This window comes from Pelagibacterium halotolerans (assembly GCF_044811015.1).
GTDB classification, from domain to species: Bacteria; Pseudomonadota; Alphaproteobacteria; order Rhizobiales; family Devosiaceae; genus Pelagibacterium; species Pelagibacterium halotolerans_A.
This window is the reverse complement of record NZ_CP085243.1, coordinates 2,997,887-3,022,706: the sequence shown is the minus strand read 5'-3', so window position 1 is coordinate 3,022,706 and position 24,820 is coordinate 2,997,887. Positions and strand designations below refer to the sequence as shown.

General features: G+C 61.1%; 21 protein-coding genes and 1 pseudogene. 12 read left to right on the top strand and 10 right to left on the bottom strand.

What is annotated here, in order from left to right; all coding sequences use genetic code 11:
* Nucleotides 1-10: 10 nt before the first annotated feature.
* The 3 genes from LG281_RS14600 to LG281_RS14590 are packed head-to-tail and all read right to left on the bottom strand — an operon-like array spanning nt 11 to nt 3,558.
* Nucleotides 11-922 (bottom strand): ABC transporter permease, encoded by a 912-nt coding sequence (locus tag LG281_RS14600; protein WP_404401932.1) that lies wholly within the window; start codon nt 920-922, stop codon nt 11-13.
* A complete protein-coding gene (locus tag LG281_RS14595; protein ID WP_404401930.1) occupies nt 919-1,944 on the bottom strand; it encodes an ABC transporter permease in 1,026 nt (341 codons plus the stop codon). Before LG281_RS14595 ends, LG281_RS14600 begins: the two co-directional genes overlap by 4 nt.
* A 3-nt stretch (nt 1,945-1,947) precedes the next feature.
* Nucleotides 1,948-3,558, bottom strand: coding sequence for an ABC transporter substrate-binding protein (locus LG281_RS14590; RefSeq protein ID WP_404401928.1), 1,611 nt, complete (start codon nt 3,556-3,558; stop codon nt 1,948-1,950).
* A 131-nt stretch (nt 3,559-3,689) separates the two neighbouring features.
* Here LG281_RS14590 and LG281_RS14585 point away from each other — a divergent pair, with 131 nt between their 5' ends.
* The 9 genes and pseudogenes from LG281_RS14585 to LG281_RS14545 all read left to right on the top strand — a co-directional run bounded on the left by LG281_RS14585 (nt 3,690) and on the right by LG281_RS14545 (nt 13,345).
* Nucleotides 3,690-4,592 (top strand): LysR family transcriptional regulator, encoded by a 903-nt coding sequence (locus LG281_RS14585; protein WP_404401926.1) that lies wholly within the window; start codon nt 3,690-3,692, stop codon nt 4,590-4,592.
* Between the two features lie 230 nt (nt 4,593-4,822).
* Nucleotides 4,823-5,032, top strand: a pseudogene (locus LG281_RS14580) (replication initiator protein A); the annotation flags it as partial.
* Nucleotides 5,033-5,361: 329 nt separating this feature from the next.
* Nucleotides 5,362-5,946, top strand: a complete 585-nt coding sequence (locus tag LG281_RS14575) for a hypothetical protein (protein WP_404401924.1) — start codon at nt 5,362-5,364, stop codon at nt 5,944-5,946.
* Nucleotides 5,947-6,174: 228 nt separating this feature from the next.
* Complete coding sequence (locus LG281_RS14570; RefSeq protein WP_404401922.1) at nt 6,175-7,107, top strand: helix-turn-helix domain-containing protein; 933 nt, start codon at nt 6,175-6,177, stop codon at nt 7,105-7,107.
* Nucleotides 7,108-7,164: 57 nt separating this feature from the next.
* Nucleotides 7,165-8,217, top strand: a complete 1,053-nt coding sequence (locus tag LG281_RS14565) for a helix-turn-helix domain-containing protein (RefSeq protein WP_404401920.1) — start codon at nt 7,165-7,167, stop codon at nt 8,215-8,217.
* A gap of 230 nt (nt 8,218-8,447) precedes the next feature.
* Entirely contained in the window at nt 8,448-9,137 is a 690-nt protein-coding gene (locus LG281_RS14560) for an outer membrane protein (RefSeq protein ID WP_404401918.1), read from the top strand.
* A gap of 416 nt (nt 9,138-9,553) precedes the next feature.
* Entirely contained in the window at nt 9,554-12,421 is a 2,868-nt protein-coding gene (locus tag LG281_RS14555; RefSeq protein WP_404401916.1) for an autotransporter domain-containing protein, read from the top strand.
* Between the two features lie 88 nt (nt 12,422-12,509).
* Nucleotides 12,510-12,929 carry a globin family protein gene (locus LG281_RS14550; RefSeq protein WP_404401914.1) on the top strand — a complete coding sequence of 140 codons (420 nt, stop codon included), beginning with the start codon at nt 12,510-12,512 and terminating at the stop codon, nt 12,927-12,929.
* A complete protein-coding gene (locus tag LG281_RS14545; RefSeq protein ID WP_404401912.1) occupies nt 12,926-13,345 on the top strand; it encodes a hypothetical protein in 420 nt (139 codons plus the stop codon). Before LG281_RS14550 ends, LG281_RS14545 begins: the two co-directional genes overlap by 4 nt.
* Nucleotides 13,346-13,834: 489 nt before the next feature.
* On the opposite strand, the gene LG281_RS14540 is transcribed toward LG281_RS14545, so the two are convergent.
* The 7 genes from LG281_RS14540 to argE form a co-directional block, all read right to left on the bottom strand.
* Complete coding sequence (locus LG281_RS14540) at nt 13,835-14,806, bottom strand: threonine/serine dehydratase (protein WP_404401910.1); 972 nt, start codon at nt 14,804-14,806, stop codon at nt 13,835-13,837.
* Nucleotides 14,807-14,811: 5 nt separating this feature from the next.
* Complete coding sequence (locus LG281_RS14535; protein ID WP_404401908.1) at nt 14,812-15,804, bottom strand: ornithine cyclodeaminase family protein; 993 nt, start codon at nt 15,802-15,804, stop codon at nt 14,812-14,814.
* A 73-nt stretch (nt 15,805-15,877) separates the two neighbouring features.
* Nucleotides 15,878-17,353 (bottom strand): NAD-dependent succinate-semialdehyde dehydrogenase, encoded by a 1,476-nt coding sequence (locus LG281_RS14530; RefSeq protein WP_404401906.1) that lies wholly within the window; start codon nt 17,351-17,353, stop codon nt 15,878-15,880.
* A gap of 71 nt (nt 17,354-17,424) precedes the next feature.
* The gene (locus tag LG281_RS14525; RefSeq protein ID WP_404401904.1) at nt 17,425-18,888 is read right to left on the bottom strand and encodes an aldehyde dehydrogenase family protein; all 1,464 of its coding nucleotides are present in this window, start codon (nt 18,886-18,888) and stop codon (nt 17,425-17,427) included.
* Between the two features lie 150 nt (nt 18,889-19,038).
* Nucleotides 19,039-19,395 (bottom strand): cupin domain-containing protein, encoded by a 357-nt coding sequence (locus tag LG281_RS14520; protein ID WP_404401902.1) that lies wholly within the window; start codon nt 19,393-19,395, stop codon nt 19,039-19,041.
* Between the two features lie 13 nt (nt 19,396-19,408).
* Nucleotides 19,409-20,332 carry a 2-hydroxyacid dehydrogenase gene (locus LG281_RS14515; protein WP_404401900.1) on the bottom strand — a complete coding sequence of 308 codons (924 nt, stop codon included), beginning with the start codon at nt 20,330-20,332 and terminating at the stop codon, nt 19,409-19,411.
* Between the two features lie 9 nt (nt 20,333-20,341).
* The gene (gene argE / locus LG281_RS14510; protein WP_404401898.1) at nt 20,342-21,466 is read right to left on the bottom strand and encodes an acetylornithine deacetylase; all 1,125 of its coding nucleotides are present in this window, start codon (nt 21,464-21,466) and stop codon (nt 20,342-20,344) included.
* A 221-nt stretch (nt 21,467-21,687) separates the two neighbouring features.
* Here argE and LG281_RS14505 point away from each other — a divergent pair, with 221 nt between their 5' ends.
* From LG281_RS14505 to LG281_RS14495, 3 genes are all read left to right on the top strand, one after another.
* Nucleotides 21,688-22,563 (top strand): GNAT family N-acetyltransferase, encoded by an 876-nt coding sequence (locus LG281_RS14505; protein ID WP_404401895.1) that lies wholly within the window; start codon nt 21,688-21,690, stop codon nt 22,561-22,563.
* Between the two features lie 161 nt (nt 22,564-22,724).
* A complete protein-coding gene (locus LG281_RS14500) occupies nt 22,725-23,768 on the top strand; it encodes a tartrate dehydrogenase (RefSeq protein WP_404401893.1) in 1,044 nt (347 codons plus the stop codon).
* Between the two features lie 209 nt (nt 23,769-23,977).
* Complete coding sequence (locus LG281_RS14495) at nt 23,978-24,820, top strand: GNAT family N-acetyltransferase (protein ID WP_404401891.1); 843 nt, start codon at nt 23,978-23,980, stop codon at nt 24,818-24,820.

The following is a 24,820-nucleotide window of genomic DNA, read 5'->3' as shown; positions in this document are numbered from 1 at the left end:
TCCGTCCTCCTCAGGTCCGCCGGCGCGGGTCGACAATATCGCGCAGACCATCGCCCATCAGGTTGAAGGTGAAGACAGCAAGCATCAGCCATAACCCAGGGAACAAGGCGAGCCACCACTCCCCCGAGACGATGAAATTGGCGCCCTCCGCGACCATGATCCCCCATTCCGGGGTGGGCGGGCGTACGCCGAGGCCGATGAAACTCAGCCCGGCCGCGTTGAGGATGGCCCAGCCGAGATTGAGCGAGACCTGCACCATCATTGGCGGCAGCGCGTTGGGGAAGATATGAACGGCCAGAACCCGCGCATCGGAATTGCCGGAAAGCTTGGCCGCGAGTGCAAACCCGGATTCGCGCCTGATGTTCACCTCCGCGCGCACGACCCTGGCATAAAAGGGAATGTTGATGATCGCCGTGGCGATGATGATATTGCCCACCGAATTGCCGAGCGCCGCGACAATGCCCATGGCAAGCACGAAAAGCGGAAAGGCCATGATGGTGTCGAGGATGCGATTGAGGATAATGTCGATCCAACCGCCGCGATAACCCGCGATCGCGCCGAGCACCGAGCCGATGGCGAAGGAAATGGCCACCGCCGCTACCGAGATCACGAGATCGAGTCGTGTCGCCACGATCACCCGCGAGAACACGTCCCGCCCCAGCGCGTCCGTGCCGAACCAGTGCAAGACGGAAGGCGGCTGCAGGGCGATCTCCGCGTTGGTTGCCAGCGGATCGTACGGCACTACATAAGGCCCGATCAGCGCCGACAGCACGAAAAAGGCAAACATGGCGAAGGAAATCGCGGTCACCGGATTTTCGCGCAGCACATAAAGCGTATGGGCCAACGCACCGGATTTCGGCTTTGCTCCCGGTATCGGTTCGCCTGGCTTGCTCTGGGCGGGCGTAACCATTGTCTCGGTCATTTGGCTGAGGTCCCGAAGCGCGGATCGATCGCTGTGTAGGTGAGATCAATGATGAGGTTGAGCAGGACAAAGAGCATCGCCATTGCGAGCACGAAGCCCTGCACCGCCGCGTAATCGGAAACGACGAGCGCCTCGACGGCGTAGGAGCCTATGCCGGGCCAGGCGAATACCTTCTCGACCAGCACGTTTGCGCCGAGCACGAAGGAGAAGACCATGCCGAGCGTTGTGACCACGGGCAGGAGCGCGTTGCGGAAGGCATAACCAATAAGCACTTTTTGCCGCCCCAATCCCGCCGCCCGCGCGGTGCGCACGAAATCGGCGGAGAGCGCCGAGAGCATGGCGGCGCGGGTCATGCGGGCGATCGGCGCAAGGGTGAACAGGGCCAGCGTGGTGGCGGGCAGCACCAGCTGTTTCAACGCCCCGAACCAGGTTTCCCAGTCACCGATGAGCGCGGCGTCGATGAGGAAAAAACCCGTGACACGCGGCGGGTCGAGATAGATGAAGTCCAGCCGCCCCAATGGCGAGGGCGCCACGCCCAGCAGGTAGTAGAAGACATAGACCAGCACGATGCCGGTGAAAAATGTGGGCAGCGAGACCCCCGCCGTCACCAGAATGCGGCAGAGCTGGTCGACCCAGCTTCCCGGCTTTGTGGCGGCGAGCACACCAAGCGGAATGGCAACGAGGCAGGAAACCACCAGCGCGGTCAGCGTTAGTTCGAGGCTGGCCGGCAGGCGTGAGGCGAGTTCGACCGAAACGGGACGTCCGGTGGAAACGGATTGTCCCAGATCCCCCTGGATCAACTGCCCCACATAGATGACAAACTGCTCGGACAACGGCTTGTCGAGCCCGAGCGCCACGCGCACCTGCTCTATGGATTCAGGTGTTGCGGCAACGCCGGCGAACTGAACGGCCGGGTCGCCCGGCAAAGCACGGGTCAGCAGGAAGCTGATGATCACCACCCCGATGACAACCGGGATCGCTTGCGCGACCCGGTTGAGAATGGCTGCGCCCCGCCCTGCCATGGCTCAGAGTTCCCCGCTGCCCTTGAGCGAGCGTATGTCGAGCTGGCGGTGGAACCAGAACTCGTAGCCTTCCGCACCATTGACGGCAACGTTGAGCGCCGGCTGGTAGAGCGGGATGCGCGGCAGGTCTTCGAAGGCGATCTCGAACATGCGCCTGATCTTGGGCAGGTATTCGGGATCATCCTGTGCCATGGGCAGGGTCTGCTCGGTCAGCGCCTGCACTTCCGCATTGAGGTAGTTGGAGGAGTTGAACAGGTTCCCTTCCATATAGGCCCAGAAGAAGTAGTAGTCTGGTGTGTCGAGCCAGCCGCCGAAATTCTCCAGATGCAATGGCAGACGCTTTTCCACGAGCGCGGCCGTGCGCCAGTTCGCGCCTGGGATTTTCTCGATCTCAGCCAGGATGCCGATCTTGCCCAGGGCTTCCTGGATGAGAAGCGCGGTTGGCTCCATCCAGCTCGAAAGATCGGTGCTGATCGACATCGGCACCGAGAATCCGTCGGGATAGCCCGAAGCCGCCATCAGTTCCTTCGCCTTCTCGATATCGGTGAAATAAGGCGATTTGCGCGGCCAGGCGGTGTCGGCGATTTCTGCATCCCCGCCCCAGAGCGGTGCACCACGACCATAGGCGGCGGTCTGGAAAATCTCTTCGTAGGGAATGGCATAGGCGATGGCCTTGCGCACATTCGCGTCCTGGAAGGGTTCGAAATCGTAGTTGATGCCGACCACGTGGATCGTGTTGGCGATGGGGGTCGAATAGACCGTGAGCTTGTCGGCGAGTTCGGCCGCGTCCTTGTCGGGAATGTCGAAAGATACATGCACGTCGCCGCGCTCGATCAGCGCCCTGCGCGTGGCAGGGTTCGGCACCTCGCGCTGGATCACGCGGGCAACCGCGGGCAACGGACCGCCGACCCAACCGTCGAACCGCTCGAATACGATCTGTTGGCCGTTGTCCCAGCGTGCCACCTTGTAGGCGCCCGAGCCGGCCGGATTGGTGTGCAGATACTCCATCGCCCATGGATCCTCCGCTGTCGCATTGGCGATTGCAACTTCGGAGTTGATGATAAAGGGCACTGGCACAGCGAGGTCCGGCAGGGAAAGCTTGGACGGCTTGTCGAGCTTGACCAAGAAGGTCTCCTCGTCCACCGCCTCGAACTGGTCCGGACGGGTGAAGCCGCCAGCCCGCATCTGCGTGCTGGGGAACCCGCCCACGGACACGGCGCGGTCGAAGGACCATTTCACGTCGGCGGCCGTCACCTTGCGGCCATCCCAGAACACGGCATCGGGCTTGAGCTTGAAGGTGATGGTCAGCCCGTCCTCCGAGATGGTCCAGCTTTGGGCAAGCTCCGGCTCGATCTTGGAGTAGTCGAAGGACAGGCTGCCGTCCTCCAGTTCCTTGGAACCGAAGGAGATCAGCCGGTCATAGCAGTTGATGGCAACCTGATAGCTCGGACGATTGGTGCCGGTGCGGTGCAGATCGAGGCTGTTGATCGTCTGCCCGGTCGCGATCACCAGCGTATCGAGCGGCGCCGCCATGGCGGGAATGGCGCGGGCAAACGGCAGTCCAGCCATCAGCGCGGCGCCGGTCTGAAGGAATGAGCGTCTCGAAATCGACATCGTGCGTACCCCTGCGGTGAGAAATCTGTTCGCAGCTTGCAGTTTTTTGTGGTTCCGCAAACTGCTACATTCTCAGCAATGCGGTGCAAAAAATGCACCGCGCCTATCCTGGGACGAGAAAGCTGACTGAGATGAAGCACTTGCAGAATTTCCGGATGATCGAGGCCGTGGCGCGTGCCGGCTCCATGCGCCGTGCCGCCGAGGACATGAACATCACCGCGTCCGCCCTTACCCGAAGGATCAACGCCTTCGAGGAGGAGTTCGGCGCCGAATTATTCGAGCGCCTGCCTGGTGGCGTGCGGCTCAACCCCGCCGGCGAACTGCTCCTGCACCACTACCGGACGATGCAGTCGGATCTGATGCGGGTGCAGGGTCAGGTGGCCGATCTCCTGGGCGAGCGGCGCGGGCATGTGTCCATCGCCTGCTCCCAGGCCATGCTGCCCTATTTCCTGCCCGAACAGATCGCCCGCTACCGCGCCGAGCACCCCGGTGTGACCTTTACCGTCAATGTGCGGGACAGAGCGCAGGCCGAGCAGGAGCTGACCACCTATTCGAGCGATCTGGTGCTGGTGTTCGAGCCGGTCTACCTGGTGGATTTCGAGGTACTTCACATTGCCCCGCAGCCGGTAAACGCCGTCATGCGGGCCGATCATCCGCTGGCCGAAAAGAGCGAAATCCGGCTGCGCGATTGCCTCGATGCGCCGCATGTCGCGCCGTCGAACAAATATGGTGTGCGCCACTTGCTCGACTTCGCCGCCCGCCGCGGCGCCCGACGTGTATCGCCGGTCGTCGAGACCGAAAGCTTCGAACTGATCCGGCATTACGTGATGCACGAGAACGTCATCGGCTTCCAGATCCCCATAGGCCTGCGAAATCAGCAGGATGGCGCGATCGTGTTCAGGCCGATCTCCGAGAAGGACCTTCCGACAGGCAATCTCATTCTCGGCCAAATGCGCGGCCGCACCCTGCCGGTCGCTTCGGCGCGTTTTGCGATGCAATTGTCGCAGGCGCTGAAGATCTATGGCGATACTTAACAGTGCGGAGGACCGGCATCGTGCGGCGCCGGTGCGATTTTCCAGCTCTATTTGGGGCCAGGACCATCTTATCCGCGCCGGCGCGAGGTGCAGGGCCCTGCCACGCGCCGCGCTCGCCTGTCGTCGCTCCAGCCGCACCTGCCGGCTTTTGAGCAACGCGCGGCATCGTAGAGCAGGCTATTCCGTCCGAAACCCGGCAGCTCGCCTTCGCAGTTATCGGAGCGTCGACGATCGGCCGCGAAATCGGCTCGCGTGACTACAAGCCGCTGAAGGGCGCGCTCACGCGGCTGCAATCAACCGCTGTCCGGACCATCATCCGCCAGGGCGGACATTGGCGCCGGCACGCGTTCTCCTGGATCAACGAATGGGAGGAATGCGTCACGCGCGATGGCCGCATCGAGGGCATGGAGTTCGTGTTGCCCGACTGGTTCTACCGCGGCGCGGCTTTGCGACTGCATAACGTTCCTTGGTCCAATCCCGGCGTGAATGATCGATTGTTATTCTCGCGTGCTTGTCGTTACAGCGCATGCGCGCAGCGCGACAAATCTCAATGCCATTTTGCGCTCAGTGTGACAGTTGCTCCTCGACCTTTGCGGACCGATTGCACTTTTTGAGGTCGAACTGCATTTGGCGTTTGAGGTCAGCGAATACTGAGGAATGCCCCAAGGCGGTCGAGTGTACGACGAGAAGGGCCAGATCGCCGAAATTGATCTCCAGAACTGCGAAGCCAGATAATGAGATCAATGTGCTTTGTGAGGAGGCGCTTTGATTGACCGACCAATTGTCACGAAATAGGGGACGGCGCTTCCGTCCAAGCGTACTTTGCCTCCCCCGAGGTATCCTTGCTGGTGTGGCCGCTTTCGCCGGCCCTGCCTATGCCGATACCCTGACGTATGAGAACGCCCGCTTTGGCACGTTTGTGACATTTCCGGCGGAGGTCTTCCGTGAAGCGATGGAGCCTCCGCCTCGCGGCGAAGGGATAACGTTTCTGTCCCCCGACGGCGCGAGCCTCGCCGTTTTCGCTATGAACAACGCCCTCGAGGCAACACCTGAGGAGTTTGCCGAGTTGAGTGCCTCCGGGGTTGGCATTGATGTTGAAACTTCCCATTACCGGGATGGAGATGATTTGATCACCGTTTCCGGATGGAGTGATCGCGAGATATTTATCGAACGCTCGTCCGGGGATGGCTGGGTGGTTGTTTCCGGATGGACCGATGAAGGGTTATTTTACAAGCGCTTCGTGTTCGGTGACGACAACATTATCCATGGCCTGCAGATCAAGTACAAATTTTCGGAACGCGAAACCTACGACGCACTGATTGATGAGATTGCTGCGAGCTTCGGGGGGCCATAATCGTCGCGCTGAAAAGTTCTGCGAACGTATTGTTGAGTTGATATTTGCACAGGCGAGTGTGCGAGAGTAATTCCAGGGGGGCGGATCCGCCAATATCTATGGGGGCACCCAATGTCAGAACATGCAGGTGATACCGATCAGGCACTTGCGGGACAGCCGGTCCCGAGGTCCATTTTCGATACGCGCGGACTCCCGCCGCAAAAGGCTTTCGCACTCTGGCAGGAGCAGTTGGACCATCTCGCCGACGCACGGCTGGTAAAGGAACCCGAATACTTCCATGTCCGCGCGGAGGCTGTCATCCTCGACAGGCTGGTCCTGGGCAATGTCCGGAATTCCACCTATGCCTATGACCGATCAAGGTTCCGTGTCGCCCGTGACGGCATCGACCACTATATGCTCCACTTCTACCGGAAGGGGCGCCTGATCTGCCGTAAAACTGGTGTTGGTGAGACCGTCAAACCGGGGGACATGACGCTCGCCGATATGGCCAACCCGGAACTGGTAGCTATTGTCGACCTGGATGTGGTGAATATTGTCGTGCCGCGCGCCCTGCTAGCGCCTCTCCTGTCTGAGCCTGATGCGAGCGGACTGCGGCACTTCTCGGGCGACAATATCCTGGTCAAATTACTCTACGACCATGTGAATGCACTCTATGCGGAAAGCCACCACATCACCATGAAACAGGCGGGAGCGCTGGTGCCTGCGCTGCTCGAAATGGCTGCCGCGGCAATAAACGGGGGCGTCAGGGACGAAACCCGACTCGGCGTGTCTTCGGCGCTCAAGCAAGCAATCCGCCGTTATGTAAGCGTTCATGCGCTTGCAGCGGAGTTGACGCCGAAACGAATTGCCTCTCATTTTGGTATCAGTCCGCGCAAACTGTCCTATCTGTTCCAGGAAGATGGCGGCATCGCAACCTGCATCCAGAGCGAGCGGCTGCGCCTGGCGCGCCTGGCACTGATGGATCCTGCGCAGCGCGGTCGAACCATCGCTGAAATCGCCGAAGCCCATGGGTTCGCTCACCGTACCAGTTTTATCCGCGCCTTCGAGCGCGCCTATAGTCTCACGCCCAGCCAACAGCGTGCGATCGCCGTTGGGCGGAGGAGCGCGGACAAAGATGCGTTATCGCACCCCTCGCCGATCAAATGGATAGGTCATTTTTAGCCCATTCGCACCAAGTGCTCCGGAGGCGCACGTGGACGCGAAAACCAAGAGGACGAGATGTCAGAGCCGACCATTCAAAGGGAAGACGTGAATGCCGGACGGGTCATTCCGCGTTCGGTTTTCGATACCGCGATCCTACCCCAACGCACTGCAGTCGAAAACTGGCAGGAACAGTTGGAGCCGATCTGCGAAGCGCGGCTCAGTAAAGACTCTGATATTGATTTCCATGCCCGCGTCGAGAGCTTCGTCCTGGACAAGATCGCCATCGGCGATATGCAGATCACGGCCCAGGCCTTCGACCGCTCCCGCTTTTGTATAGCCCGCCACAATGTCGAGCACTATGTGCTGCATTTCTTCAGGAGCGGGCGCCTGGTTTGCCGGAATACCGAGACGGGCAGCCGACTTGAGCCGGGGGATATGCTGGTGGCGGACATGACCCATCCGCAACGCATGGCGCTGACCGACATCGATTTCCTGCACGTTGCCATACCACGCCCATTGCTCGCACCACTTCTTATTGAGCCGGACGCGTATCCGATCCGTCACATTCGCGGCGACAACATCCTGGTCAAAATGCTGCATGACCAAATGTATTCACTGGTATCCCATGCCCATCGGATCACCGTGACACAGGCGCAGGCGCTGATGCCGGCGGTCTTGCAACTGTCAGCGGCGGCGATCAACGGAATGATCGCGGAACGAACGGCGGACGGCGTACATCAGTCCCTGATGCAGGCCATTCGCCGACATATCAGCAGTCACGCGCTCGACCGGGACCTTTCGCCTCAGAAAATTGCCGCGCATTTCGGCATCAGCCGGCGCAAGCTTTCCTATCTCTTCCAGGAGGATGGCGGCATCGCCACCCATATCCAGAACGAACGGTTGCGCCTCGCCCGCCAGGCGTTGATGGATCCAGCGCAACGCGGCAGGACGATCGGCGAGATTGCCGAGGCGCACGGCTTTTCCCACCGCACCAGCTTCATTCGGGCGTTCGAGCGGGTTTACGATCTGACGCCCAGCCAGCAGCGTGCTCTGGCGTCTGTTAGGCTGCAAGCGCGCACTGCCGTCCCGGCAGATCATGCGCCGTTCAGGTGGGTCGGTCTCGGCTGATTCCGGTTTCTCCTTAAGGTTTTCCACCATGGCTTTGCGCGCCAGGCGTCGCATGAGGCTGTCTTTTTGCGCGCCGGGTGACAACCGATGCCCAGCCGCCCCGTAAGCGTTGCAATCTCCTTATCGCACTGCAACTGCTGGTAATATTCCCATGCATCACGCCGTGGGAGGCCGCCATCGCGTGGCGTTCCACGGCGCTTCTTCCAAGATCCATTTTGAACGGGTGAGGTATGACATCTCTTCGAAACGCTCTGGCAACCTCGGTTGCGTTCCTGGTTCTGGCCACACCCGCTTGGGCCGCCGACCCTATCACCGTCCTGCCGCCTCTGCCGGAGCCACCGGCGGAGCTCGTCTTTTATGACTGGACCGGCCCCTATGTCGGCGTCCAGGTTGGCTATGGCTTTGCGACGCTCGGGCAGACCGCCGGCCCCGACCTGCTGCTCGATGGTGCGCCTATCGACCTCAACGGGCCGTTCATCGGTGCGTATGCCGGATACAACCTCCAGCTCGATGCCCTCGCGGTGGGTATAGAGGGCGATATCAACGCGTCTTGGATCAATGCGGACTTCCTGTGGGGCGCCAATGACATCCCGGGCGCGGCATCAGTCGATTGGTTCGGCTCGGTGCGGGGTCGTCTGGGCCTTGCGCTCGACCGGACACTCCTGTTCGCCACTGCCGGCATCGCGGCGGCCGAAGCCAACATCGACCTGCCAAGCGTCCCCGCAAACAGCTACGCCTTGCATGGCGGTTGGACCGCAGGTCTGGGGATCGAGCATGCGTTCGACGACAATTGGCTAGGGCGCGTGGAGTACCGTTATTACGGCCTCGGGAGCGAGACCTATTTCGACCCGGTGTTCGGAGAACGCGACTTCGATCTGTCCATGCATACCGTTTCGGTCGGCCTGGCCCTTAAATTCTGATCGCGGCAGCGTCTTTTTTGGGGAGACCGGGCGGCGCCCGGTCTCCCTACGCGTTATTTCCGGAAGCCCGCTTGCGCGCCAAGGTGCCGGGGTCCGGTCCCCGGTCAGGCCGAGAATCAGCGCATACCGCTTCGCCAAGGCGCACCACCTCGCCCTCTTACCCTCCATGTCGGCCTGCACGCTCGGTAACGCCGGGGCCTTCGAATTTGCGCGTAGCGTGACAACGCCGCCGAGGGTCTCGCATTCGCATTGCAATTCCCACGCACCGCCGCAATTGCTGCTCCAACAAGGAGTTACGGGGAAACCCGTAGCCCTCGCGAGCAACCCGCGCGGCGCACATGCCCGAACCGACTCTCCCTTGAGGCGGCCCCAGGCGGTGCGGCCGCCAAGTCCAAATTATGAAAGGCAATCGGTCCATGACGGCTCTACGACAGATCTCCTCCACCTCAGCGGGCACCGCGCTGCGCTCCTTCCGCGACGGCCTGATGCTCTCGGGGCTGTCCATCGCGGTGTCCTTAGCCGCGATGCTGGCGGCAGCGCCGGCCTTGGCGGTGGATTCGGTGTGGCTGGAGACACCCGTGGGCACCAACTATTTCGGCGCCGTAAACTGGGATACGGGCGAAGCGCCTGTAAATGCGGGCGACACCGCCATTTTCGGTCCGTCCGCCATAACCGCGCTATCCATAACGGGTGGCGTGCTGGACGTGGACGTGGACAGCTGGATCTTCAACGCGAACGCGGACGACTATGTTTTCACCAACGATCAGCAGGTGCTCTTTCATGGCGAGGGCATCGTCATCAATGGCGGCACGCAAACCATTATAAACAATGCCGGTGGCTTGGTGGGCTTCCTGAATGACAGCAGTGCAGGCGATGCGGTAGTCGTCAACAATGGCGAGCTGGGCTTTGGGGGCGTAAACGCCAGTGCGGGCAATGCCACCATAACCAACAATGGCATCCTGGGCTTCGAGCACGGGTCGGCTGGAAACGCCGCGATCACGAACAACAACGTTGCGCGGTTCATCGGTGTCGCCAGCGCGGACAGCGCAACGATCACGACGTCGGGCACCGGCACCACCGAATTCAGCAATACCAGTACCGCGAGTAGTGCAACCCTGATCGTCGAGGGTGGCGGTGTTCTCGAGTTTCAAGATTCCAGCGCGGCCGGCGGCGCGGCGATCACAAATGCTGCGGTGGGAGAGGTGGTCTTCCTCAACGACAGCACCGCAGACAGCGCAGTGATTGGCAATGACGGGCGAATAAGATTTCTGGACAACAGCACGGCCGGAACGGCGACCATCTCCAACAATGCACTCGCAACCGAAACACTGTTCTTCGGTAACAGCAGCGCAGCCAATGCGACAATTAACAACAACGGGCTTTTGGGATTTGCCGGAAACAGCACCGCCGCCGACGCAACGATTACGAATTCGGGGACGATCCAATGGATCAACGACAGCAGCGCCGGCAACGCGACAATCGTGAACGAAGGGTTGATCCAGTTGAGCCATACGGCCTCCCTTGGCTATGCGCGTCTTATCAATGCCGCGGGTGCCACTGTTGACATCAGCGCAATTCTGCCTGCCTTCGGCACGACCGTCGGCTCGATCGAGGGGGCTGGTGATATCATTCTCGGCGACAGGGGGCTCCTCACCGGACTGAACGATCTTTCGACCGAATTCAGCGGCACCCTGTCCGGCGTTGGCGGCGCGCTCGGCAAGGTCGGCGAGGGTACCCTCACGCTGTCCGGCGTGAGCACCTATACGGGAGAGACGCAAATCGCCAATGGGACGCTGATCGTCAACGGCTCAATCGCGGACTCCGTGTTCGTGTCGATCAGCAATGGCACACTCGGCGGAACCGGCACGGTGGCGACCGTCTTCGCCCTTGATGGCAGCACGGTGGCGCCGGGCAATTCGATCGGCACGCTGAACGTCGCGGGTGATGTCACCTTCGATCCCGGATCGGTCTATGAGGTAGAAGTAAACAGCCTTGGCCAGAGCGACCTCATCGATGCCACCGGCACGGCCACGCTCAATGGCGGTACGGTCGAAGTTATACCCTTCCCGGATTTCGCCATCGACACACAATACACCATTCTGACGGCTGCTGCCGGTGTTGGCGGTGCATTCGATGGCGCCGACTTCGCATCCGCGTCTCTGTTCCTCACCCCGACGCTTACCTATGGCGCCAATGATGTCTTCCTTACCATCGCCCGGACGGCTGACTTCGACAGCGCGGCGTTGACCCCGAACCAGATCGCGGCGGCAGCCGGGGCCCAGTCGCTCGGCGGTGGCGAACTCTTCAATGCCATCGCGGTGCTGGGCACAGAAGATGAAGCGCGTGCCGCCTTCGATGCGATCTCCGGCGAGATCCATGCCTCTGCCAAGACCGCCCTGATCGAGGACAGCCGTTTCGTACGCGAAGCTGCCGCTGCGCGTTTGGGTATCGCGAGCGAGGGTCTCGGCTTCTGGACCCAGGCCTTCGGCGCAAGCGGCCATACCGACAGCGATGGCAACGCCGCCTCGCTCGACCGCTCGACTGGAGGCGTCTTCATCGGCGCCGACGGCGAAGTGTTCGATGGCTGGCAGGCCGGTGTGCTTGCCGGCTACAGCCGCTCAGGCTTCAATGTAGACGACCGCGCCTCTTCAGGCTCGGCTAACAGCTATCACCTCGGTGCCTATGGTGGCACGGCATGGAACGACTTCGCCGCCCGGTTCGGCGGGGCCTATAGCTGGCACGATCTCGAGGTGAACCGCACCGCTGCCTTTACCGGCTTTTTCGATAGCCTGTCGTCAAGCTACTCGGCCGCCACCGGTCAGCTTTTCGGCGAGGTGAGCTACGGCATGGATGTTGACTCTGCACGCTTCGAGCCCTTTGCCAACCTTGCCTGGGTCAGCCATGCCACCAACGGGTTCACCGAGAATGGCGGCGCGGCCGCACTCACCGGAGCAGACGACGTGATCAATGCCACTTTCACCACCCTGGGACTGAGGGCCTCGACGGAATTGGTCATGGGCGGGACCAGCACGGCTAAGCTTACCGGTATGATTGGTTGGCGCCACGCCTTTGGAGACGTTCCAACGGCCTCCAACACATTCGTTGCCGGCGGCGACGCCTTCACGGTCGCTGGAGTTCCGCTGGCTCAGGATGCACTGATCCTCGAGGCTGGCCTTGATCTGGACATCACGCCTGATGCCACGCTTGGTTTCGTCTATTCCGGTCAGCTCGGTTCAGGCATCTCCGATCACAGCATCAAAGCAAATCTCGGCGTCAGGTTCTAGAAGCCGCAGAAGTCGGCGGACCTGACGGGAGGGGCCTTCGGACCCCTCCCTGAATTTCTCTCCAGCACAGGCACAGAACGGTAAATCCATGACCGAAGATGATGTTCGCAACGTCCAGGCAAGTTTTGCGCAGTTGCAAAGCCGAGCCAACCAGTTTGGAGCGACCTTTTACGAACGCCTTTTCATCACCCATCCTCAAGTGCGCAGCCTGTTCCCGGAAGACATCGCGCCGCAATCAAAAAAGCTCGTCCAGATGCTCTCGTTGGTCGCGAACAGCCTTCACGAATTTGATGCAGTCCTCCCGGCCGTCCAAGTCCTCGCCCGCCGCCATGTCGGCTACGGGGTAAAGGAGGAACACTATGCGATTGTTGGCGACACTCTCCTATGGACGCTGGCCCACTGCCTCGGGCCCGCCTTCACCGAAGAGGTCAAATGCGCCTGGTCCGTGGCGTACGCGGCCTTGTCGAACGCCATGATCGCAGCCAGCGCAGACGCTGTAAGCCAATGATCGAAGTACGAGGCACTCCAAACCGTTCCGTTGGATTCATCACGGTTTCCCTTCTCGCTGCCTTGGCCCTGGCAACCCCGGTTTGGGCTCAAGAAGCGACGCTTCCTGGCAATGCATCATCATTGCGCGAAGTCCACGGCGATTGGACCGTCGCCTGTGCTCTCGTCTCGGCGCCTGATGTTGGCAAGACCAGGCGCTGTGCGTTCTCCCAGCAGCAAATCTCCCAGGAAAGCCGCCAACGGACGCTGGCGATCGAACTGCGACCCAAAAACGAGGGCATCAGGGGTACCCTCGTTCTGCCATTCGGGTTGGCGCTCGAAAACAGCATCACCTACCAGCTTGACGACGGTGCAGAGGGTTCCATGCTGCGTTCCGCACCTGCCTGCCGGTGGCTGCGTTGTCGAGGCCGCATTTGACGTTAGCACCGTCGCCTCGCTCAGGGCCGGCAACTCCACTCGCCACCAGCTTTTGTCGCTGTCGGACACACCTCTTCATAGGCATTTAGCGCAACTTTACGCCCTCCATCGTTGGTAGCGTTCTCAATCTCCGGATACGCCTCGCGTAGAGAAACGGCATCGCCGCGCTACCGCTGGGAGCCGATAAATAATATCCGAACCCAAAAGTTCTAAGTCGACTTGGCCCCGGAAACCCTAGGCTGACAAAAGAGAAGTGAGCCGACTTGACCAAGCATTCGAAAGGATGCACGCGATTCGTCAATGTCCTCGACCTGACCGACGGCTCAAGGCGGAGGAATCGTCGATCGGTAGGCGTGCGACATAGTTGAATGGCAAGTATCAGCCACTTCGGACGGACCGAGGACAACCTCTTGGGGTTCCACAGCCAAGCGCTATCAACGACATTGGCGGGGCCGTCAATTCAGCTGGCGCGGGCGAAGCTGGCACTCATTATCCCGCCTCCTTGTATATCTCGGCTAGATCGCACAAATCCCAGTTTCCTCCACTCAGCACTGCGCAAACCTTTTCGTCGGGCTTGACGTCTATAACGTTGGCCAACAGCGCCCCGATACCGATCGATGCGGCGGGTTCAGCGATCAGTTTAGCGTCCTTGGCAAGAGCGCGCATGCCGGCGACGATGTGCTCGTCTTCAACCAGAACGATCTCGTCTACATACTTTTCGATGATCGGATACGGGTTTTGACCCGGAACGCTTATCCGCAAGCCATCCGCAATGGTGTCCTTCAAGGGAAGCGATGTGCGCTCCTTGTTGATCCGGCTGTGAAAATATTTTGGCGTCAGAGCGGGCTCGGCCCCGATGACGCGTACCGATGGCTTGGTCTCCTTGATGGCAGTGGCAATCCCAGAGATCAGCCCGCCGCCGCCCACGGGCACGATGACCGTGTCTACGTCGTCCAAGTCCTCCAGTATTTCGCACCCGATCGTCCCCTGGCCGGCCATCACGATAGGATCTTCAAAAGCGTGAACAGGCACGTATTTGTTTTCTTCGGCGATTTCGTACACGCGTTTCCATCTGGCGGCGGTATCGCCGTCGAAAAGAATAACCTCCGCGCCAAGGGCCTTTGTGTTTTCGATCTTGATTTTTGGCGAGGTGACCGGAAGGACCAGTATTGCCTTCACGCCCAGCATCCTTGCGGCATAGGCAAGCCCCTGGGCATGATTGCCCGACGACGTCGCGATAATACCGTTTGCGATCTCCTCTCTCGGCAGCGAAAGCGCTTTGTTGAGGGCGCCGCGAATTTTGAACGCGCCGGTAATCTGCAGGGTTTCGGGCTTGAGATAGAGCTCACAACCAACTGCTTTTTCTATCTTGTCCGCTCGCAATAGCGGCGTGTGCCTGACGTGCGGCTTCAGCCGTTCCCGGGCGTTACGGATGTCCTCGATGGTGGGGTAATTGCGCATGATCTCTACTCAAAAAACTGAAAGAAGGTACCGACGTTTCTGGCAATCGCGTTGGAATAGATCTTGTGGGCTGTCGTGTTGTCCTGGATGGCCATCCCGGTGGAATCGAAGATCGTGATTTCGTCATCGCTTTCCCGTCCGGGCTTTGTTCCCAGCAGGACCTCGCCGATCTCGCCGTGGATATCGTCTTTTGCGATGATGTTCATGGCGAGCGGGTGCTGCGTCTCGCCCTTTTCAATGCATTGCGGGATCGAGTCGACGATGATCTTCGCATGCCTGAAGAGCTCGGGGTCGAGCTCCTGCTTGCCGCGGGCATCCGTGCCGATCGCCACGATATGCGTGCCGGGCTTCACCCAGTCTGCTTCCACAAGATCCCCCTTTCCACGGGTCGTCGTAATCAGGATGTCGGCCCGCTCAACCGCTTGCCTTTTGGAGCCAGCGAGGATGACAGGAATGCCGAATTCGCTTTCGATGTCCGACTTGTACTTCGACAGCGTTTCGGCGGTGCGGCTAAAGGCGTGGATTTCGTCGATCTTCATCACCTTGCTTATCGCCCGGATCTGCATTCGGGCCTGGTTGCCCGTACCGATCGATGCGACCGTCCTGGCGTTCTTTCTCGCCAGAGCCTTGACGGAAACAGCGCCCGACGCCCCGGTTCTGAGGCCGGTGATCAGGCTTCCGTCCATGATGCACATCAACGCACAGCTTTTGGCATCAAACAGCAGAATCGTGCCCATGCTATTGGGCACGCCGTGCTCCGCCGGGTTGTTGGTAAACCCACCGGAGTGCGCTTTCATGGAGATGACTTCGTTGGCTTTGTAATAGCCGAGCTTGAAGTCGATCTCCCCCCGATGAAAAGGCAACTGGATCCCGATATAGTCGGGTTGAATGACCTGATCGCTGCTGAAGGCCTTGTAAGCGTCTTCGACCGCGCCGATGACGTCCGGCATCTCGACCAGGCGTCTTACTTCATCCTTCGTAAGGAGCAGCGTTTTCATCAATACTACCTACCCGTTCTAATGCAGGGGGCTCGGGCCATCGGGCTCCAAATCGCCTAGCCCCCGCATAGGCCTAGTTCAAACCACCGATGTGGAGCGCCTTGGTTTCCAGGTATTCCTCAATCCCCAGTTGCGAACCTTCGCGGCCGAGACCCGACTGCTTCACGCCGCCAAAGGGAGCGACCTCAGTGGAGATCATGCCGGTATTGAGCCCCACCATGCCGAACTCTAGTGCTTCGGCCACACGCCACGAGCGCTTGAGGTTTTCGGTGAAGAAGTAGGCAGCAAGCCCGAACGGCGTGCCGTTGGCAATCGCGATCGCCTCTTCTTCAGTCTCAAAGCGGAACAGCGGCGCGACCGGTCCGAAGGTTTCTTCGGACGCAAGCTGCATTTCGGTGGTCGCACCACCCAGAACGACGGGGCGGGTATACTGCCCGCCTTCGGGAACCGTTTCACCCTGCGCGATAATCCGGGCGCCCTTGGCCTGCGCATCGGCGATGTGCCGTTCGATCTTGTCGATCGCCGCTGCGTTGATCATCGGTCCGATATCGGTGTCCTCGTCGGTGCCGGCGCCGACCTTCAGCCGCGCCACACGCTGCCCCAGCTTTTCGGCGAAGGCATCGTAGACGCCGGCCTGCACCAGGACGCGGTTCGCGCAGACACAGGTTTGGCCGCCATTGCGGAACTTGGACGCGATCACCCCTTCGACGGCCTTGTCGAGATCGGCGTCGTCAAAAACGATGAACGGCGCATTGCCGCCCAGTTCGAGGCTGAGGCGCTTGATGCTGTCGGACGCCCCGCGCATCAATAGCGCGCCGACACGGGTCGAGCCGGTGAACGATATCTTGCGCACGGTTTCGTTCGCCATCAATTCGTTGCCGATTTCGGTGGGCATGCCCGTCACGATGTTGATAACGCCCGCCGGAATGCCGGCGCGTTCGGCAAGAACGCCGAGCGCAAGTGCCGAGAATGGGGTGAACTCGGACGGCTTGATGACCACGGTGCACCCAGCTGCCAGTGCCGGCGCGACCTTGCGGGTGATCATGGCGTTGGGGAAGTTCCAGGGCGTGATGATGGCACAAACGCCAACGGCTTCCTTCAGCACCAGGATGCGGCGGTCGGCGGTCGGCGAGGGAATGGTGGTTCCCCCAATGCGCCTCGCTTCCTCGGCAAACCATTTTACGAAGGACGCGCCATAGCGGATTTCCGCACGCGACTCGCTGAGCGGCTTACCCTGTTCGAGTGTCAAAAGGAGTGCCAGGTCTTCGGTATTCTCGAGCATCAGGTCGTGCCAGCGCTCCAGGAGCGCTGCACGGTCAGCGTGCGTGCGGCCCTTCCAGTCCCGAAAGGCGGCGTCCGCCGCGTCGATTGCAGCCTGGGTCTCGGCGCGCCCCATGTCAGGAACGGTTCCGAGGACTTCGAGGCTGGCCGGATTGATCACGTCGACAGTCGCGCCAGAATGCGCATGCTGCCAAGTATCGCCTATGAGCGCCGTCTGACGGAACAGACCCCCGTCGTTGAGAACGCTAACTTTCGTCATCGCATTCATGATCTTTCCTCTTTGTTCAGGTCCGCAAGCCCGGCTTGCGTCGTTGTATCAACTCATTATCGTCCAGCGCCTCAAAGGCCGATGAGGACGCTCTTGGTCTTGCGGTTCGCCAAATACGCATCGCGTCCCAGGTCCTTGCCCATGCCGGACTGCTTGTATCCGCCGGTCGGCAGGATGTGATCGCGCGAACGCCCGTAGCGATTGACCCAGATCGTACCGGCCTGCAGCGTTCGCGTTACGCGCAGGGCGCGTGACAGGTCGCGGGTGAACACGCCCGCAGCAAGCCCGTAAGTGGGATGATCGGCAAGTGCGATGGCCTCAGCCTCATCGTCAAAGCATTGCACGGTGAGCACCGGCCCGAAGATCTCCTCGCGCACGGCGGGCGATGTTTCATCGACGCCGGACAAAAGCGTGGGGCTATAAAAATAGCCCTCATGCGCAATCGGCTCGCCCCCGAAGAGGCATTCGGCACCGGCGGTGCGGGCGGCGGTTACGATGCCGGCGATCCTCTCCATCTGGGGCGCGGAGATGATCGGCGAGTATGTGCTGGTCTCGTCCCAGGTATAGCCCGCCCGAACCGACTGCATCTGAGCGATGATCGCGGATGTCAGTTGATCTGCGATTTCACGCGCGACGATCAGCCTGGACCCGGCCACGCAGGCTTGTCCCGCATTGGCGAGAATGCTTGTCGCAATCGCTGCTGCGGCGCGAGGAATGTCGGCGTCGGCGAAAACGATTTGCGGGCTCTTGCCCCCGAGCTCCAGCGTCATGGGCTTGGTCCCGGTGCGGGCGATGTTCTCCATGATGGCAGAGCCGGCCCGCGTCGATCCGGTAAAGCTGATCTTGGCGACATCGGGATGACCGGTGATCGCAGCGCCGGTTGTCGGGCCGTCGCCCAGGACGATGTTGACCAGCCCGGCGGGAATGCCGGCCCGGACAGCGAGTTCTGCCATGTGAAGCGTCGAAAACGGCGTCATCTCCGAAGGCTTGAGCACCACCGCATTGCCCGCGGCAAGCGCTGGCCCCAGTTTCCACGCGGCAAGCGACAGCGGAACGTTCCACGCCGTGATCGCACCCACGACGCCATAGGGCTCGCTGACCGTCATGCCGAAGCTGTCCGAGCCGGTTGGAACGACGTCGCTCCCCTCCTTGTCGGCGAATTCGGCGAAGAAACGAATTTGCTCGGCGATGACGGGGATGTCGAGCGCAACAAGCTGCGCGACTGGACGCGTGGACGCGACGGCTTCCAGCCGCGCCAGCGCGACCGCCTCCTTCTCGATCAGGTCCGCCCAGGCGTGCAAGACTTTGACACGCTCGCGCGGTCGGACATCTGCCCAGCCGGTCGATCTCTGCGCATCTTTGGCAACTGCAACGGCACGATCCACGAGCGAGACATCGGCCACCGGACAACCAGCATATGCTTTGCCGTCCGAAGGGCGCCGCAACTCCAACTCTCCATTGGCCACAATCCGCTCGCCACCGACATAGTGGTACGCGGAAAGGTCGAGACTGTCGGGGTCGAAACTCAAAGTCACGGGGCCACCTCGCACTGGCGTTTCGATAGACGTTAGCGGGTCTCCCGCCGCATTTTGCGTTGAGATCGGCTATTTCGGCAGCGGTGAATCGCAGAACGCGGGGTGCTGGAAGCCGATCATTCTGTCCGCGTTGGATGCATCGTCCGGCCGCTAGTCATAGACGCAGACATAGATTTTGCGCACGGTCTCGATAGTGCGCCAGATGCCGACAAAGCCGGGCTTCATCACGAAGCTGTCGCCAGCTCGGAAGGTTCTGGTTTCACCACCCTTCTCCTCGATTTCCACGAGGCCGGAAATGATGTGGCAAAATTCGAGCATGGTGCCCTTGATCGAATGACTTTCGCCCGGCGTCGCCTCCCAGACGCCGGTCTGTACCTTGTCCTGCTTTGCCGAATCCTGCGGCCAGCTCCTGAACACAGGATTGCCGGAGATGAGGCGGGCCGGATCCGGAGAAGAAACCTTCGGAGCAAAGGACGGGGCGGTATCGATGGAGATAAGAAGAGACATGGATTGGTCCTTGTTAGTAGCCACGGTTCGGATCGACGAGGCCGATCAGATCTTTTCCGGCGCGATAGCGCCGGATGTTTTCAACGACCGCCCGTGCCGCGGTGTGCGGCTGTGTCACCGATGCGATGTGCGGCGTGATCATCACTTTAGGGTGCCGCCACAATGCATGGTCATGCGGAAGCGGTTCGGGATCGGTAACGTCCAGCATGGCCGCGGCGAGGCGACCGGTGTCGAGCGCCTCCAGCAATGCAGCCTGATCCAGCTGCGGCCCCCGGCCCACATGCAGCAGCCGCGCGCCTTCGGGCAGGCTGGCGAAAACGTCCCGGTTCAAGAACCCTCGCGTTTCGGCGGTTAGCGGCAGCAGGCAGACAAGGATATCGGTCTGGTTCAAAAAGGCCGCGAGTTGATCTTGCCCGGAAAAGCACGCGACGCCATCGATTGCCTTCCGGCTCCGGCTCCAGCCGGCCAGCGGAAAATCGAACGGCTTGAGCCGTTCGATCGTGGCCTGTGCCAGCATACCCAGCCCCAAAAATCCGATGCGGCGTTCCGTTGCCTGGCACACTGCAAGCGGTTGCCAAACACTCTGCCGCTGCTGCGCAAGATAGGCAGGCATCTCGCGGTGCAGCGCCAGAACGCCGAGCGTGACATATTCCTGCATCATACGAATGATGCCGTCCTCAACCATGCGGACGATCCGGACGCCTGCCGGTATGGCATCGACCTTGAATTGATCGACGCCAGCCCCGATCGAGAAGAGGATCTCGAGATTGCGGTAACGCGAGATGTCCTCGGGCACAGTCCATGTCAGCAGATAACGCACGCTGTCGGGATCGACCGGTTCGCTCGAATGAACGAACGGTAGATCGGGGAGATCACGCGCAAAATGCTCGCGAAACACCGCCGCGCGTGCCGCATCGGAATTGAACAGGAATGTCATTGCCCCTCCTCAGGCCGCGAGCTGCACACCGAGATCCTCGATCATCTTCTGGCAAGCTGCGAGTTCATCAGCTTCAATGTATTCATTGGGCCGGTGGGCCCGGGCGATATCCCCCGGGCCACAGATGATCGCGTCGATCCCGGTTTCCTGGAACAGCCCCGCTTCCGTGCCGTAGCTGACCGCCGCGCGCGTTTGCCTGCCGGTGAGTGCAACGAGAAGACCGGCAAGCGCGCTGTCCTCGGCCAGCGACAGACCCGGATAAGCGCTGAGGTCCTGCCAGATCACGTCGAACCCACCCTCGCGTAAGGCAAAGGCCTTTGCTTTCACAGGCTCCAGCAATTGGGCAGCCGAGAGCCCCGGCACTGCGCGCAGTTCGATCTCGGCACAGCAACGATCCGGAACAATATTGACCGCCTGCCCGCCCGTGATGGTGCCGAACTGCAAGGTCGAGAACGATGGTTCGAAGTCAGGGTGGCCAGGGCCGGCGGCGAGCGTCTCGCCATACGTCACCGCGCCGGTCACGACCTCGGCCATGGCATGCACGGCGTTGAGCCCCAGCTCGGGCCGCGAGGAATGCCCCGAGCGCCCGATAATCTCAACCCGGGCCGCCGCCTTTCCCTTATGCCCGCGCACGGCCTGCATCCCGCTCGGCTCGCCGATGATGGCGCCACGCGGCGTTTCGCAGAGCTCAGGTAGCTTGGCGATGAGATGTGGCACGCCACGTGCCCCGGCCTCCTCGTCATAGGAGAAGGCAAGGTGAACGGGATATTTGAGCTTCATCGCTGCGAGCCGGGGCACGGCGGCCAGGGCACAGGCCAGGAAACCTTTCATGTCCGAAGTCCCGCGACCGTAGAACCGGGTGCCGTCTCGTCGCAACGCGAAGGGATCGGACAGCCACTCCGCCTCGCCCGCTGGCACCACATCCATATGGCCGGACAGAATATAGCCACGCGCCTCGCGCGGTCCGATCGTGGCGAAGAGATTGGCGCGGTCGCCCTCGGGACCGGCAAAAACGCTGACCTCGGCGCCATGCGCGGCGCAATAGGAGCGAATCCACGAAACGATCTCGCCATTGGGTGTCCCGACGACCGACGGGAAGGCCACCAGGCTTGCAAGGATGTCTTCGACGTTCATGGCGGCCTCGGTTGGCGCTGCTATGGTTCCGTCCCAGCATAACCAAAAGTCCCTGAGGCTCCCTGCGGAATGACGGTGAAGTTTGGCAGAAGATTTCGCCGAACGGCGCCAATGCAGTGAAACCTGCTGGCCCGTTCGCGTCATTGTATGGCAGTAGGCATCCATACTGGCTTTGGCGGCAGCGACGGCACGCCTTTCGGTTCCGCGGTGAAGGAGCTCCAATGCAGAAATCTGTTCGTTTGAAGTCCTTTGATCTGATCGCACAGGACATCGCCGAAGCTGATATTCAGTTGTTGCACGCGCTATCAATCGGCGTCGGCTGGCCGCATCGGCCGGCGGACTGGGAATTCCTGCGGCGCGTCGGGCAAGGCATCGTCGTCGTCGATGGCATCGGCCGGGTGTTCGGCAGTGCCATGTGGTTTCCGCACGGCACCGATTTCGCCACCATTGGCCTGGTGATCACAACGCCCCGCGCACAGGCGCAGGGGGCTGGCCGCTGGCTTATGGAGCAGGTGCTGGAGCACTGCGGACAGCGCGATTTAAGCCTGAATGCGACCAAACCCTCCTATTCGCTTTACGTTTCGCTTGGCTTCATCCCTGAGGCGACGGTTTTCCTGCACAACGGGATTGCGGCGAGGCTTCCGGACCTTCCCGCGCCGAACGGTACATTAGGCGCACTCCCCGTCGACGGGATCGAGGAGATCACGGCAATCGATACGCGCGCCTTCGGAGCAGACCGTTCGCAGCTCCTGGCGCAACTCGCAAAAGGAGGAGAGCTTTGCATCCTGCGGCGGGATGACCGGATTGTCGGCTATGCCATGCGTCGTGAATTCGGCCGAGGCCATGTGATCGGCCCGATCGTCGCCGAGAACGACGACGACGCAATCCAGCTCGCCGGCTGGCATCTGCGCGCAATGGAAGGCCGCTTCGTCCGCATCGACACGCGCGAGCAGGACGGCCCCTTTCCCGCACTTCTTGAGCAAGCCGGTCTTGTTGTTGGTGAAACCACAACGACGATGTCCAAAGGACGTCGGTTCCTGAATCGGACCGCAGGCGCGCCATGGGTTTATGGTCTTGCCGGGCACGCACTGAGTTGACGCGATGCAGCACGCCATAACGCGGCCCGTCTGACGCTTGGAAACCTGAGGGCCGGGCGCGCCAGACATTATGCTGCATGAGCGCCTCAGCCAAATCATATTCCCCAAATCCCCATCCTGCGCCGACTTGGCGGCGGGCCCCAGCCTGTTGGAGAACAAAGATGAAGAGCTACAATATTGCCCTGATCCCCGGCGATGGCATCGGACCCGATGTCACGAGGGCAGCCTGGCGGGCGGTCGAAAAGGTGGCTCTGTCCATCGGATTTGCGGTGACCTCTACGGAATTTCCCTGGTCCTGCGCCTATTACAAAAAGACAGGCGCAATGATGCCGGCAGATGGGATCGAGCAGCTTCGCGCGTTCGATGCCATCCTTCTCGGTGCGGTCGGTTGGCCCGCACAGGTGCCCGACTCGGTATCGCTGCACGGGCTATTGCTGCCGATCCGCAAAGCGTTCGTCCAATACGCCAACATCCGCCCGCACAGGCTTCTCCCCGGCGTGCAGGGGCCGCTCAAGACAGATGCCTTCGATATTCTCTGCATCCGCGAGAACACCGAGGGTGAGTATTCAGGCGCCGGCGGCCGCGTCCATCAGGGAACGCCGGACGAGGTGGCGATCGAAACCTCGATATTCACGCGGACGGGCGTGGAGCGCATCCTGCGCTTCGGCTTCGAGCAAGCCCGCAAAAGGCGCGGAAAGCTTGCTTCGGTGACCAAGTCCAATGCACAGAAACACACAATGGTGTTCTGGGACGAGATTACGACTAAGCTGGCGGCGGACTATCCGGATATCGAGGTCAGCACCTACCATATAGATGCCATGGCCGCGCGCATGGTGATGGCGCCCAATAGTCTCGATGTCGTCGTCGCGTCGAATCTCTTTGGCGATATTCTCACCGACCTCGGCGCCGCGATTCAGGGCGGGCTGGGCTTTGCGGCATCCGCCAACATCAACCCCGACCGCAGCCAACCCTCGATGTTCGAGCCGGTGCATGGCTCGGCACCGGATATTGCCCATCTCGGCATCGCCAATCCAATGGCCGCCATCTGGTCGGCGGCCATGATGTTGGAGCATCTCGGCGAACCTGAAGCGGCCGATCGCCTGATGACTGCTTTGTCCGATGTCACACGTACCGGACTAGGCACCGTTCCGGGCAAGGACACCACCGAATCCATCGCGACTGCAGTGCTGAACGCGCTCGGCTAAAGATCGGCTCGCCTCGGCGCTTTGTCACGATTCCAGGAATCGCGGGTCAAGCGGGGCAGCGGCATGACCCCATCCGAACCACAGCATAAGATTTGGCGCAGCCCTCAAACCACGGCGAAAACCGGTCTTCCGCCGGCCATGCTCGGGAGGAATTGCTGTCAGCCTCCCCTTATCATCCTTGCAATGGATACATACGCCAAGGAAACATCATGACCGCAGTCGCCATCACGTTTGAGCCGATGACACCGGCGCACCTCGAAGGTGCGCTCGTCCTGTCACGCCAAGCCAAATGGCCGCACCGTCTCGCGGATTGGGAGTTGTCCCTTGCCGTCAGCCGGGGCGTGGTGGCCCTGGAGGACGGGCGCGTCGTGGGAACCATCCTTATGACGCCATACGGCGAAGATGGGGCGGTCATCGGCCTGGTTATCGTCGATGAGGCCATGCGCGGGCGTGGACTGGGGCGCAAGCTGATGACTGAGGCGCTCACACTGGCCGGCGAGCGCACCTGCTATCTGGTGGCGACTCGGGCTGGTCTGCCCCTGTACGAACAGATGGGCTTCACCACCACAGGGGAAGTTGTGCAGCATCAGGGGGTGCCGCTACCTATTGAGGCGCCGGCAGATGTCAGCTGGGCCGGCGCCAGTGATCACACGCAGCTCGTGGCGATCGACCGGGCGGCCTACGGCCACGACCGGTCCAAGCTGATGCAGATCCTCAAGGGGCGGGCGAAATTCGCCATCATACGCGACACAGACGAAGTAGTGTCCTTCGCTACGATCCGCGACTTCGGCCGGGGGCAGGTGATCGGCCCCGTTGCTGCGCGCAACGGCAATGAGGCGCGGAGACTGATCGCCTTCCTATTGGCGCACAGTCAGGGACAGTTCGTCCGGGTCGACACCAACACTGCCACCGGACTGGCGCCCTGGTTGGTCGAACGCGGGCTGCCCCATACCGACGGGGGAATAGCCATGGTTCGCGCAGCCGAGAAGCGAAACCAAACCACAACCGGCCAACACTGGACCTACGCCCTAGCCAGCCAGGCCCTAGGATAA

Coding starts and splice junctions, on each gene's coding strand:
- LG281_RS14600 (WP_404401932.1), bottom strand. CDS start 922: ATGACCGAGACAATGGTTACGCCCGCCCAGAGCAAGCCAGGCGAACCG.
- LG281_RS14595 (WP_404401930.1), bottom strand. CDS start 1,944: ATGGCAGGGCGGGGCGCAGCCATTCTCAACCGGGTCGCGCAAGCGATC.
- LG281_RS14590 (WP_404401928.1), bottom strand. CDS start 3,558: ATGTCGATTTCGAGACGCTCATTCCTTCAGACCGGCGCCGCGCTGATG.
- LG281_RS14585 (WP_404401926.1), top strand. CDS start 3,690: ATGAAGCACTTGCAGAATTTCCGGATGATCGAGGCCGTGGCGCGTGCC.
- LG281_RS14565 (WP_404401920.1), top strand. CDS start 7,165: ATGTCAGAGCCGACCATTCAAAGGGAAGACGTGAATGCCGGACGGGTC.
- LG281_RS14560 (WP_404401918.1), top strand. CDS start 8,448: ATGACATCTCTTCGAAACGCTCTGGCAACCTCGGTTGCGTTCCTGGTT.
- LG281_RS14555 (WP_404401916.1), top strand. CDS start 9,554: ATGACGGCTCTACGACAGATCTCCTCCACCTCAGCGGGCACCGCGCTG.
- LG281_RS14550 (WP_404401914.1), top strand. CDS start 12,510: ATGACCGAAGATGATGTTCGCAACGTCCAGGCAAGTTTTGCGCAGTTG.
- LG281_RS14545 (WP_404401912.1), top strand. CDS start 12,926: ATGATCGAAGTACGAGGCACTCCAAACCGTTCCGTTGGATTCATCACG.
- LG281_RS14540 (WP_404401910.1), bottom strand. CDS start 14,806: ATGCGCAATTACCCCACCATCGAGGACATCCGTAACGCCCGGGAACGG.
- LG281_RS14535 (WP_404401908.1), bottom strand. CDS start 15,804: ATGAAAACGCTGCTCCTTACGAAGGATGAAGTAAGACGCCTGGTCGAG.
- LG281_RS14530 (WP_404401906.1), bottom strand. CDS start 17,353: ATGAATGCGATGACGAAAGTTAGCGTTCTCAACGACGGGGGTCTGTTC.
- LG281_RS14520 (WP_404401902.1), bottom strand. CDS start 19,395: ATGTCTCTTCTTATCTCCATCGATACCGCCCCGTCCTTTGCTCCGAAG.
- LG281_RS14515 (WP_404401900.1), bottom strand. CDS start 20,332: ATGACATTCCTGTTCAATTCCGATGCGGCACGCGCGGCGGTGTTTCGC.
- argE (WP_404401898.1), bottom strand. CDS start 21,466: ATGAACGTCGAAGACATCCTTGCAAGCCTGGTGGCCTTCCCGTCGGTC.
- LG281_RS14505 (WP_404401895.1), top strand. CDS start 21,688: ATGCAGAAATCTGTTCGTTTGAAGTCCTTTGATCTGATCGCACAGGAC.
- LG281_RS14500 (WP_404401893.1), top strand. CDS start 22,725: ATGAAGAGCTACAATATTGCCCTGATCCCCGGCGATGGCATCGGACCC.
- LG281_RS14495 (WP_404401891.1), top strand. CDS start 23,978: ATGACCGCAGTCGCCATCACGTTTGAGCCGATGACACCGGCGCACCTC.